At 73.7% G+C, this 11,188-nt stretch carries 9 protein-coding genes and 2 pseudogenes; 6 read left to right on the top strand and 5 right to left on the bottom strand.

Translation table 11 applies throughout. From position 1 onward, the window contains the following. Positions 1 to 460, bottom strand: a pseudogene (locus tag ACWEN3_RS31005) (amidohydrolase family protein); the annotation flags it as partial. Here ACWEN3_RS31005 and ACWEN3_RS31000 point away from each other — a divergent pair. Both ACWEN3_RS31000 and ACWEN3_RS30995 read left to right on the top strand, forming a co-directional pair. Continuing rightward, positions 414 to 845 (top strand): annotated as a pseudogene (locus ACWEN3_RS31000) (universal stress protein); the annotation flags it as partial. The pseudogenes ACWEN3_RS31005 and ACWEN3_RS31000 sit on opposite strands and share 47 nt — an antisense overlap. 38 nt (positions 846 to 883) lie before the next feature. After that, positions 884 to 3,265, top strand: coding sequence for a phosphoketolase family protein (locus ACWEN3_RS30995; protein WP_452977350.1), 2,382 nt, complete (start codon positions 884 to 886; stop codon positions 3,263 to 3,265). Between the two features lie 101 nt (positions 3,266 to 3,366). Here ACWEN3_RS30995 and ACWEN3_RS30990 read toward each other — a convergent pair whose 3' ends face one another. Next, positions 3,367 to 4,305: an esterase/lipase family protein gene (locus ACWEN3_RS30990; protein ID WP_452977347.1), complete on the bottom strand. Its 939-nt coding sequence runs from the start codon at positions 4,303 to 4,305 to the stop codon at positions 3,367 to 3,369. 598 nt (positions 4,306 to 4,903) lie between these two features. On the opposite strand from ACWEN3_RS30990, the gene ACWEN3_RS30985 reads away from it, so the two are divergent. Further along, positions 4,904 to 5,860 carry a helix-turn-helix domain-containing protein gene (locus tag ACWEN3_RS30985; RefSeq protein ID WP_452977344.1) on the top strand — a complete coding sequence of 319 codons (957 nt, stop codon included), beginning with the start codon at positions 4,904 to 4,906 and terminating at the stop codon, positions 5,858 to 5,860. 106 nt (positions 5,861 to 5,966) lie between these two features. Here ACWEN3_RS30985 and ACWEN3_RS30980 read toward each other — a convergent pair whose 3' ends face one another. Together ACWEN3_RS30980 and ACWEN3_RS30975 are read right to left on the bottom strand one after the other, a co-directional pair. Next, complete coding sequence (locus ACWEN3_RS30980) at positions 5,967 to 6,536, bottom strand: Rv1733c family protein (RefSeq protein WP_452977341.1); 570 nt, start codon at positions 6,534 to 6,536, stop codon at positions 5,967 to 5,969. A gap of 88 nt (positions 6,537 to 6,624) precedes the next feature. Beyond that, positions 6,625 to 6,993, bottom strand: coding sequence for an STAS domain-containing protein (locus tag ACWEN3_RS30975; RefSeq protein WP_452977338.1), 369 nt, complete (start codon positions 6,991 to 6,993; stop codon positions 6,625 to 6,627). 286 nt (positions 6,994 to 7,279) lie between these two features. On the opposite strand from ACWEN3_RS30975, the gene ACWEN3_RS30970 reads away from it, so the two are divergent. Together ACWEN3_RS30970 and ACWEN3_RS30965 are read left to right on the top strand one after the other, a co-directional pair. Then, positions 7,280 to 8,347: a zinc-dependent alcohol dehydrogenase family protein gene (locus ACWEN3_RS30970; protein WP_452977335.1), complete on the top strand. Its 1,068-nt coding sequence runs from the start codon at positions 7,280 to 7,282 to the stop codon at positions 8,345 to 8,347. Positions 8,348 to 8,366: 19 nt separating this feature from the next. Next, entirely contained in the window at positions 8,367 to 9,053 is a 687-nt protein-coding gene (locus ACWEN3_RS30965) for a helix-turn-helix domain-containing protein (protein ID WP_452977332.1), read from the top strand. Positions 9,054 to 9,099: 46 nt separating this feature from the next. Here the strand turns inward: ACWEN3_RS30965 and ACWEN3_RS30960 are convergent, their stop codons facing one another. Next, positions 9,100 to 9,555: a pyridoxamine 5'-phosphate oxidase family protein gene (locus tag ACWEN3_RS30960; protein WP_452977329.1), complete on the bottom strand. Its 456-nt coding sequence runs from the start codon at positions 9,553 to 9,555 to the stop codon at positions 9,100 to 9,102. 334 nt (positions 9,556 to 9,889) lie between these two features. Between ACWEN3_RS30960 and ACWEN3_RS30955 the strand changes: the two genes are divergently transcribed. Further along, a partial coding sequence (locus tag ACWEN3_RS30955; RefSeq protein WP_452977326.1) for a GAF domain-containing protein occupies positions 9,890 to 11,188 on the top strand: 1,299 nt, incomplete at its 3' end.

Below are 11,188 nucleotides of genomic sequence, written 5' to 3'. Positions count from 1 at the left end.
CCGCGAGCCGTCCGCGGGCGGCGAGCCAGCGGGCGGCCGCCTTGGTCACCTCGGTGTCCGTGGGCCGCTCCGGGTCGAGCGCGAAGCCGGTGCGGTAGGCGGCCACCGACTTCACGGCCACCACGCCCGGCCGCCGTACCGCCTCCTCGGCGGCCGCGCGGAGGACGGCCGCGTACTCGCCCGCCTCGACGCCCCGCGCGGCCAGGGCCTCGGCGATCTGCTCCAGCCGTACGACCTCGAAGGCGGCGGCATCGGCGGAGCGGGCCAGGTCGGCGGGGGAGGTGACCGGGTGGGGGGCGTAGCCGGTGTCCAGGCAGAACGTCTCGGCCCCCGCGGCCCTCAGGAAGCGGCGGTTCACCTCCTGCCAGCCGAGGGCCGCGCGCCGGGCCAGGTAGTCGGCGGGCGGCGAGCACACCGCCACGCCCGGCCGCGTCGTCGTGGGCGCCGGCGACGAACCGGGGGATTCGGCCGTCGTACGGTTCGCGGCCGAGGAGGCGGTGCTGCGCGGCGTACCCCTGGAGGTCGTACGGGCCTGGCGGCGGCCCGCGCACGGCGCCGTCGCCCCGCCGCTGCTCGTCGGCGCGTCCGACGAGGGGCAGGAACAGAACGCCGCCGACGCGGTCGAAGAGGCGCTGCGGGACCTCCCGGAGGGCCTGGAAGTGCGCCGGACGACCGTCGAGGGCCGCGCCCGCGACATCCTCGTCGCCGCCTCCCGGGACGCCGGACTGCTCGTCGTCGGCGCCCCGCGCCGGCACGGCCACCTCGGCCTCCAGCTCGGCCGGATCGCCCACGGCGTACTGCACCACGCGGCCTGCCCGGTGGCCGTCGTACCGGAATCCGCCTGACCTCGCCCCGCCCCTACCCGACGATGATCGGAGTCTCCATGACCGAGGCCGCCCCCCACGATGCCGCTCCACTCACCGACGAGGAACTGCGCACCCTGGACGCGCACTGGCGCGCCGCCAACTATCTCGCCGTCGGCCAGATCTATCTGATGGACAACCCGCTGCTGACCGAGCCGCTGCGGCCCGAGCACATCAAGCCCCGGCTGCTCGGCCACTGGGGCACCTCGCCCGGACTGAACCTCGTCTACACACACCTCAACCGGGTGATCAAGACCCGAGGGCTGGACGCGCTGTGCGTGTGGGGCCCGGGGCACGGCGGGCCGGCCGTCCTAGCGGGCTCCTGGCTGGAGGGCAGCTACAGCGAGACCTACCCGGACGTGACCCGGGACGCGGCCGGCATGGAGCGCCTCTTCCGGCAGTTCTCCTTCCCCGGCGGCGTGCCCAGCCACGTGGCCCCGGAGACCCCCGGCTCGATCCACGAGGGGGGCGAACTCGGCTACTCGCTCGCGCACGCCTACGGCGCCGCCTTCGACAACCCGGACCTGCTGGTGACCTGCGTGATCGGGGACGGGGAGGCGGAGACCGGGCCGCTCGCCGCGTCCTGGCACTCCGACAAGTTCCTCGACCCGGTGCACGACGGGGCCGTGCTGCCGATCCTCCACCTCAACGGCTACAAGATCGCCAACCCGACCGTGCTGTCCCGCCTCCCGGAGGCCGAACTCGACGCGCTGCTGCGGGGCTACGGCCATGAACCCCTGCACGTCACCGGCGACGACCCGGCCGAGGTGCACCGCGCCCTGGCGGCCGCCTTCGACGAGGCCCTGGGCCGCATCGCACGGGCCCAGCGCGCCGCCCGCGAGGAGGGAAGCACCGAGCGCGTGCACTGGCCGATGATCGTCCTGCGCACCCCGAAGGGCTGGACCGGCCCGGCCGAGGTGGACGGCGAACCGGTCGAGGGCACCTGGCGCGCCCACCAGGTCCCGCTGGCCGGTGTCCGGGAGAACCCGGACCATCTGCGCCAGCTGGAGGACTGGCTGCGCTCGTACCGGCCCGAGGAACTGTTCGGCCCGGACGGCCGGCCGAGCGCCGACGTCCTCGCCTGCGTCCCCGACGGGACGAAGCGCCTCGGCGCGAGCCCGCACGCCAACGGCGGCCTGCTCGTCCGCGACCTCCCGCTGCGGTCCCTGGACGGCTTCGCCGTGCCCGTCGACAAGCCGGGCACCACCCTGCACGAGCCCACCCGGGTCCTCGGCGCGCTCCTCGCGCAAATCATGAAGGACACCGCGGAGCGCCGGGACTTCCGCCTCGTGGGCCCGGACGAGACCGCCTCCAACCGGCTCCAGGCCGTCTACGACGCCAGCGGCAAGGCGTGGCAGGCCGACGTGCTCCCGGTGGACGAGCACCTGGACCGGCACGGCCGGGTCCTGGAGATCCTCTCCGAACACCTCTGCCAGGGCTGGCTGGAGGGCTATCTGCTGACCGGCCGGCACGGACTGTTCTCCTGCTACGAGGCGTTCGTGCACATCGTCGACTCCATGGTCAACCAGCACATCAAGTGGCTGAAGACCTCCCGAGAGCTGAGCTGGCGGGCCCCCGTCGCCTCCCTCAACTACCTGCTCACCTCGCACGTCTGGCGCCAGGACCACAACGGCTTCTCCCACCAGGACCCCGGGTTCGTGGACCACGTCCTCAACAAGAGCCCCGAGGTGGTCCGGGTCTACCTGCCGCCGGACGCCAACACCCTGCTGTCCGTGGCCGACCACGTGCTCCGCAGCCGCGACTACGTCAACGTGGTCGTCGCCGGCAAGCAGCCCTGCTTCGACTGGCTGAGCATGGACCAGGCCCGCGCGCACTGCGCGCGCGGCGCCGGGATCTGGGAGTGGGCCGGCACGGAGAACGGCGGGGAACCCGACGTGGTCCTCGCCTGCGCCGGTGACGTCCCCACCCAGGAGGTGCTGGCCGCCGCCCAGTTGCTGCGCCGGCACCTGCCCTCCCTCGCCGTGCGCGTGGTCAACGTGGTCGACATGACCCGGCTGCTGCCGCACGAGAACCACCCGCACGGCATGACCGAGGCCGAGTACGACGGCCTGTTCACCACCGACAAGCCGGTGATCTTCGCCTACCACGGCTACCCGTGGCTGATCCACCGCCTCGCCTACCGGCGCACCGGGCACGGGAACCTGCACGTGCGCGGCTACAAGGAGTCGGGCACCACGACCACGCCGTTCGACATGGTCGTACGCAACGATCTCGACCGCTACCGCCTGGTCATGGACGTCATCGACCGCGTCCCGGGACTCGCCGTGCGCGCCGCCGCCGTGCGCCAGGCGATGGCCGACGCCCGCACCCGCCACCAGGCCTGGATCCGCGCCCACGGCACCGACCTGCCCGAGGTCGCCGACTGGAGCTGGGGCGGCTGAGCGGAGGCCGGACGCCGACGGCCGGCAGTACGACGAGGTCCTGACAGGAGGGCGTCAGGACACTCGCACCGCTGCCGGCCGGGCCGGTCGTGGGCCGGCGGTCAGTCGGCCGGGAGCACCGGTCCGGTGAGCGGCAGGACCAGTTGGCACCTGACCGGGCGCGGGTGCGCCGGGTCCAGGGCGTTGAGGACGTGGGTGAGGACGACCGGATCGTAGGACGCCTCCAGGTGGTCGGTGGCGTCGAGACCACAGGTGTCCTGCACGGTGATGTTCTTCACCGTCGCGCCCGGTCCGGCGGTGAGATAGCCGTTGGTGGACGGGGTGACCACCTCGTCGTCGGTGGTCGTGATCACCGTGTAGTCGACCCCGGGGACCGTGTCCCCGCCCGCGTCGAGGGCGCGGTTGAAGTCCGAGCCGGTCTCCTGCTCCACGAACGACGGGTAGTCGTGCTCCAGAAGGGCGTTGACGGGCTCCAGCATGTGGAGCTGACGCCCGAGTTCGGTGAGCCCGTCGAGCGTGGTGCCGTGGTTGGAGGGGGTGATGCCGACGAGCTTGCCGACCTTGCCGGCGGCCCCGGGGAAGTTCTTCAGGTAGTAGCGGGGTACCGGGCCGCCGCCCATGGAGTGACCGACGAGGTCCACCTTGGCGGCGCCGGTCGCGGCCAGGACCCGGTCCACGAAGGACGCCAGGGTGGCCGCGCTGTCCTCCATGCGGCCGACCCCCTGGAACGGCGCGGTGGGGGAGGAGCCGCCGTGGTTCAGGGCGAAGACGCAGTAGCCTTCGGCGGCCAGCAGCGGGGCGGCGCCCCGCCACATGTCGTTCATGTTCTCCAGCGTTCCGTGTACGAGGACGACCGGGTCGGGGTGCTCGGCGGTCGGCCGGCAGTTCCAGTCGTCGGCGCCGGGAGGGGCCTCTCCGGCGTCGAACACACCCTTCAGAAATCCGGAGACGAAGCTGTATTCCGCCGCGGGGCCGTCGGCGGTGGCGTGGACAGTTCCGCTGCTCGCGGCGAGCAGTCCGGTGGTGGCCGTGACGGCCACGAGGGCACTACGAATTGCCGCCTTGCGTCTCATTTCCAGTACCGTCCCTTGTTCTGGAATAGTGCTCGGTCGGCAGTGAAACTAGGAGACCTTTAATCGGCAAGCAACAATGTGCAGCATGAAGAGGGTCGGCCACTCAGGGCGGTGTCACATTCTCCGGCCGACCCGCCGGAAAACACTCACCCAAGTGCGCCTCCAGGGAGTGCCGGCGAATGCGGTATCCGATCTCCGCCGCACGTCTTGACCGGCCGGTAACTTCGGCTCATACTCCGCAGAAGGCCAGTGGAATGGCAGCCGCGCAGATGACAGGGGGTCGGGTACGTCCAGGGAGTCGCGAGGTGGCCTGTGGGACGCGCTTCCCCGCCGTCTCGGCGCCGAACTCCAAAAGGAGAACCGGACCGTCGCCTCGGAAATAATCCACGAGATCAGAGCGCAGATTCCAGAATTCTCCCGCCCGCTTTCCGGGCAGTTCGGCGCGGCAATACAGCAGGGTGTCGAGACGGCTCTCGCCGAATTCGCCGACCGGGTCACTTCGGCGGGTGGGTCGCTGGAGGCTGCCCGCATCCCCGTCTATCGCGCGCTCGGCCGCGGGGAGTGGGTGGAGGGCCGCGGTCTTGACGCGCTCCAGGCCGCGTACCGGCTCGGCGCGCGGGTCGCCTGGCGCCGCTACGCGCGGGTCTCCCGCCGCCTGGCCCTGAGCACCGAGGCGGTGGCGCTCCTCGCGGAGGCGGTCTTCACGCACATCGACGAGATCGCCGCGGTGTCCGTGGGGGCCTACGCCGAGGCCCAGGCCGATGCCGCGGGCGCCACCGGCCGCCGGCGGCACCACCTCCTGATGCTCCTGACCACCGGCAGTCCCGACCGGGAGAGCCTCGGCCGTGCCGCCGCGGACGCCGACTGGCCCCTGCCCGACACCGTCGCCGCGGCGGCACTCGGCTCCCTGACCGGAGCGGGTGGCGCCGCCGGGACGGGAGGGCCGTCCCTGCCCGGCGGGCGTGGTGCACTGCGGCGGCCCCGCCTCCCCGAGCCGGTGCTCGCGGATCTCGAGGGAGCCGCGCCGTGCCTGGTGATCCCGAGCCCCCACCTCCTCCTCGCCGACCCCCGGCTGCAGCAGCTGCTGCGCGACACGGCGGGCGTGGTGGGCCCCGCCGTACCCCCGGGGCAGGCCGCCGACTCCCTGCGCTGGGCCCGGAGCCTGCGCGAGGCGGGCGCCCCGCCCGCCGCCGACCCCTCACTCGCCCGGCTGCTCCTGCTGGCCGACCCCGCTCTGGTGCGCCTGATGGCGAGCCGTCACCTCAGGCCGCTCGCCTCCCTGACCTCGAAGCAGCGTGACCGGCTGGCCGCGACCCTGCTGGCGTGCCTCCAGACCCGGCACGGCACGGCTCCGGAGATCGCGGCCCGGCTGGGCATCCACCCCCAGACCGCCCGCCAGCGCCTGCTTCAGGTCAACCGCCTCTTCCGCGACGTACTCGCCGACCCCGACGCCCGCTTCGAGGCCGAGGCCGCGTTACGCGCCGCCCTGGCCGACGGCGGCACAGCCCTGGAGTTACCTTGACCCCGGGATGGCCAGGAGCCCGTCCCCCTCCTCCGGGCGGCTCCCGGTGAGCGAACCGGAGCCCGCGGGGTCCGCCGCCGGCCCGCCCGGGAACGTCCCTGCGGCGTCAGTTCGTCCGGTGGCTCCAGTGCGGGCCCACCAGCTCCCACTCACGGTCCCAGGCGGCCAGGCGGCGCCGGTCGATGTGCGCCCGGGCCAGTGCGCCCGCTCCGTAGACCGGACCGGCGAGCGCGAGCGCGGCGGCGATGCCGAACAGGGCCGACTCGACGTCGCCCTCGACGCGCCCGGCGGGCTTCGCGGGCACGAGGTCTCCCCGGCCGTTCTGCCAGACCATCACCCGGGCCCCGGTCGGCAGATCTTCGTCGACCAGCGTCTGCGCCGTGCGCGTGGTGCCGTCGGGAGCCGTCCAGCGCACCGGCGCCCACACCCGGCCGTTCGCCTGGAGGGCCGTCGTGTCGCGCGGCGCGCCGGCGAGCAGCACCGCTCGCGCGGCGTGCCGGTCGGTTCGCTGCCGGGCGAACACCCCGCTCGCGGCATGCGCCGTCACCAGCCCGGCGACGGCGCCGCCGACCAGCACCAGCACCCACACGGCCAGCAGCACCCAGGCCTCGACGACGTCCTCGCGCCGGCGCAGCACATTCCGGCGCAGCCGCCACATCCGCCGGGTCGCGCTCATCGGGCCGCACCTCCTCGTCACGGTGACGCGGGCGCCCACAAGGACGGACGGGGCCCCGCGCGCGGCCGTCCGGTCCCGAACCGGCCCGTCACACGGAGCCGGTGGCCGGCAGGGACTCCGGCAGCCGGGGCTGCACCTCGAAGACGCCTCCCAGACCGGCCGCGCGCAGCATCCGCAGGAAACCGGCGCTGTCCGCGACCAGCCGCAGCCGGCCGCGCCGGGCCAGGACCCGGTTGCGTGTCCGGCACAGGATGCCCAGCCCCGCGCAGTCCATGAAGGCGACCGGCCTCAGGTCCAGCACCAGGTCGGGGTTCGGGCGCGCGGTCAGCGCGTCGAGCCGTTCCGCCAGGGCGGGCGCCGTCAGCAGGTCGATCTCCCCGTGCAGCGGCAGCACGGTCGGGCCGTTCTGGCCGACCGGTGCCGGAGCGGCCCCGGGCCGCTCATCGTTCTCGGGCATGGCAACACGAAATAGGACATACGGGTAATCGGGAAGGGCCGAATGGTCCCTTTCCAAGGCCCGGCCGGGACAGCACGGCGCGGCGGCTCCGCCCCCGAAGGCGTCCCGGAAGCGGGTCCGTCCCCCGTGCCGCGGGGCCGGGGTCGATGCGCCCCCGTCCGGCCGGGCACCGGGGCCGGACGGCCCAAGCGCGAGCCCTCGCCGCCCGCCAAGCTGGACGGGCGGGGCGACCGGCACCGTCCGGCCGGGAGCTCCGCGGCAACCACCGAAGAGGGTGAGGAGCGCCATGAAAGGCTTCGTCTTCCACGGCCCCGGGGAGGCCTCCTGGCAGGACGTCCCGGACCCCGGGATCAAGGAGCCCACCGACGCGATCGTGAAGGTCGGCGCCGTGACCATCTGCGGGACCGACCTGCACATCCTCAAGGGCGACGTGCCCGAGGTGCGCCCCGGCACGGTGCTCGGCCACGAGGCCGTCGGCGAGATCGTCGAGATCGGCGGCGACGTGCGCACCGTGCGCCCGGGGGACCGGGTGCTGCTGTCCTGCATCACCTCGTGCGGACGCTGCCGATTCTGCCGGGAGGGCGCCTACGGGCAGTGCCGGGGCGGCGGAGGCTGGATCCTCGGCCACCTGATCGACGGCACCCAGGCCGAGTACGTCCGCGTCCCGTACGCCGACCTGTCGGTGCACCCGCTGCCGGGCACCCTGCGCAGCGAGGACGCCGTACTGTTCGCCGACATCTTCCCCACCTCCTACGAGGTCGGCGTCCTCAACGGGCACGTACGGCCCGGCGACACGGTCGTCATCGTCGGCGCCGGGCCCATCGGGCTCGCCACGATCGCCACGGCACGGCTGTTCGCCCCGGAGCGGATCATCTCGGTGGATCCCGCGGCGTCCCGGCTGGAGGCCGCCCGGCGGATCGGCGCGGACGCCGTCGCCGACGTCAAGGAGGCGCCGCGCCAGCTGGTGGAGGACCTGACCGGTGGGCTCGGCGCGGACGTGGTCGTCGAGGCCGTCGGACTCCCCGAGAGCTTCGAGATGTGCACGCGGATGGTGCGGCCCGGCGGGCACGTGGCCAACGTCGGTGTGCACGGCAGGCCGGCCACGCTGCACCTCGAGGACCTGTGGATCATGAACGTCACGCTCACGACCGGACTGGTGGACACCTACTCCACCCCGACCCTGCTGCGGATGGCCGCCGCCGGCCGGCTGCCGACCGGACAGCTGGTCACCCACACCTTCCCGCTCGACCACATGGAGACGGCGTACGACGTGTTCTCCCGTGCCGCCGAGACCGGCGCCCTGAAGGTGGTACTCGGCGGGGAGCAGCACGAACTGGCCGTTCCCACGACCTGACCGGGGAGAGCGTGAGGGCATGACCGAACGGACGAGCGAGACGCAGCGGACGCAGGCGACGGCCGGGTCACCGATGGGCGACCTGGGCCGGCGGCTGGCCACCCGGCGGGCCCAACTCGGCCTGACCCGGCGGCAGGCGGCCGCACGCGCCGGCATGGCGTCCAGTTACCTCGGGTACCTGGAGGAGCACCCGGGCGCCGCACCGGGCACCGGTGTGCTGAGCCGGCTGGCCGAGGTGCTGGAGACCACCGTCACCGAGCTGACCGGCGGCGTGGTGGACCTGCCGCCCGGCCCCGCGCGCGCCGGACCCGAAACCCACTTCGTGGAGCTGAGCCCCGGCGAGTGCCACGTCCTGCTCGGCTCGCACGGGGTGGGCCGGCTGGCCGTCCCCACGGACAGCGGGCCGGTGATCCTGCCCGTCAACTACAGCGTCGTGGACGGCGCGATCGTGTTCCGGACCTCGCCCGAGGGCACACCCGCGCTCGTGATCGGCGACATCGTGGCCTTCGAGGTCGACCGGATCGACGACGCCTTCAGCCGGGGCTGGAGCGTGCTGGTCCGCGGCTACGCCCGGGCCGTGACCGATCCGGGGGAGCGGCACCGGCTGGCCGAGCGGGCGCACAGCGCGCCCTGGGCGGGCGGCCAACGCGACCTGTGGGTGCGGATCGACCCCGTCACCCTCACCGGGCGCCGCATCACCGACTGACCGGGGACGGGGCCGGCCGCGACCGCCGTCGCCGTACGACCCCCGATCACCACTCTTCCGCGGCTCCTCCCGGGCCGGTGAGGAGCACACCCGTGACCAGGTCGGGGCGGATGCGCACCGCCTGGTCCTTGTCCTCGTGCGGCACCCAGGGACGCAGCAGCGCCCGGAGCCGGGCCAGTTCGACGGGGTCCGTCACGAGCCGGGCGTAGCCGGTGACGACGACGCTCCAGCCGAGGTGGGTCTCCGGGTCGATGGCGTCGGCCTCGTAGGCGACGACCACCGCGGCGCCGTCGCCCTGCCGGGCGTGCGCGGTCAGCGCCGCGGCATCGTGGGTGCGGATCACGATGTCGCCGCCGTCCAGGACGTGGTTGACCGGGCGGACGGTGGGCAGCGCCTGCCGGGTGAAGACGACCCTGCCCAGGGACACACTGCCCAGCAGCCGCAGCGCCTCGGTGCGGTCGAGGTCGACGTGCCGGCGGGTCTGGTCGGGATGACGGATCATGGCTGGCTTCTTCGCAGGGTGCGCCGCCTTCGGAACGCGGACTTGGTCGGCCCGCGCGCAGGCGGGGTGCGGGCGGAGCGACACCGCGGGGGATCGGTGCCGCTCCTGGAGTCCACTGTCGTCCCTCCCGTACCGCCCCCGACAGTGCCGATCGGTCCTGGACCGGGGCCGGACGTCCCACCCCGCGGACCTGACCCGGCCCAGCCGGTCCCCTCCGGCCCCGCCCGGACCGCAGGGCTGGGAACGATCACATGCCCTCCCGGCCCCGGAGCCGATACCGTGTCATAGGGCCCATCGGTTCGAAGCCGTGTGCCGATGGGGACTGGAGGGCGTGGTGACCGGTACGGAGGAGCCCGGCGTACGACTGCCGCAGCTCAAGCTCGACGAGCTGCTGGAGGAGCTGCAGGCCAGGATCGACGCGGCCCGCGGTACCCGGGACCGGGTGCACAGCCTGCTCGAGGCGGTCCTCTCCGTCGGCCGTGAACTGGAGCTGGAACAGGCCCTGCACTCCATCGTGGAGGCCGCGGCGGTCCTCGTGGACGCCGAGTACGCCGCCCTCGGCGTCATCGGGCCCGACGGCAATACCCTCTCGGCGTTCCACACCATCGGCGTGAGCAGGGAGCAGATCACCGCGATCGGCCCCTATCCGGAGGGCCACGGCATCCTCGGCGAGCTGATCCACCACCCGCAGGCCCTGCGGCTGTCGAAGATCTCCCAGCACCCGTCCTCGTACGGCTTCCCGCCGGGCCATCCCCCGATGAACAGCTTCCTCGGGGTTCCGATCCGCGTCCGCGACCAGGTGTTCGGCAACCTGTACCTGACCGAGAAGCGCGGTGGGCTGGAGTTCGACGAGGAGGACGAGTCGGTGCTGTCGACGCTGGCCGTCGCGGCCGGCGTGGCCATCGACAACGCACGCCTGTACGAGGACTCCCGGCTGCGGGAGCGCTGGCTGATGGCGAACGCGGAGATCAGCCACAGCCTGATGTCCGGCAGCGCGCGCGCCGAGGCGCTGGACCTGATCGCGGAGCGGGCCCGCGAGATCACCGGCTCGGCCCTCGCGGCGGTCGCCATGCCGATGCAGGGCATCGACGCGCTCTCCGTAGAGATCGCCGTCGGCGCGGAGGCGGAGGCCCACCGGGGTCTGGTGCTGCCCCTGCGCGAGAGCCTCATGGGCCTGGCCTTCTCCGCCGCCGCCCCGGTCACCAGCGACGACGCGGCCCATGACGAGCGGGTCTCCCCGGAGCCACCGCGCTTCCGCGGTCTCGGCCCCGCCGTGGCCGTCCCGATCGGCACGGGCGAGGGCGGCGTCCGGGGCGTGGTGCTGCTCGCGCGCGAGAGCGGCCGGGCGGTGTTCTCCGGCAGGGAGACCGAGATGCTGCGCGGGTTCGCCGCGCAGGCCGCGATCGCCATGGAGCTGGCCGAACGACGGCGGGACGCCCAGCAGATCGCGCTGCTGGAGGACCGCGACCGGATCGCCCGGGACCTGCACGACCTGGCCATCCAGCGGCTGTTCGCCACCGGCATGACCCTGCAGAGCGCGGGCCGGTTCTGGAAGATGCACGAGCCCTGGAAGGGCCGGGTCTGCCGGGAGCCCTCCTCGTCCTGGGAGACCCAGCCGTCCCGCATGCCCTCG

It is taken from the genome of Streptomyces sp. NPDC004561 (assembly GCF_053602155.1).
The sequence above is the reverse complement of the archived record's forward strand: the minus strand, read 5'-3'. Positions and strand labels throughout refer to the sequence as shown.

Bases quoted from the DNA above. Each gene is read 5' to 3' on its own strand.
- ACWEN3_RS30995 (WP_452977350.1), top strand. From the start codon at position 884: ATGACCGAGGCCGCCCCCCACGATGCCGCTCCACTCACCGACGAGGAA.
- ACWEN3_RS30980 (WP_452977341.1), bottom strand. From the start codon at position 6,536: ATGAGCGCGACCCGGCGGATGTGGCGGCTGCGCCGGAATGTGCTGCGC.
- ACWEN3_RS30975 (WP_452977338.1), bottom strand. From the start codon at position 6,993: ATGCCCGAGAACGATGAGCGGCCCGGGGCCGCTCCGGCACCGGTCGGC.
- ACWEN3_RS30970 (WP_452977335.1), top strand. From the start codon at position 7,280: ATGAAAGGCTTCGTCTTCCACGGCCCCGGGGAGGCCTCCTGGCAGGAC.
- ACWEN3_RS30965 (WP_452977332.1), top strand. From the start codon at position 8,367: ATGACCGAACGGACGAGCGAGACGCAGCGGACGCAGGCGACGGCCGGG.
- ACWEN3_RS30960 (WP_452977329.1), bottom strand. From the start codon at position 9,555: ATGATCCGTCATCCCGACCAGACCCGCCGGCACGTCGACCTCGACCGC.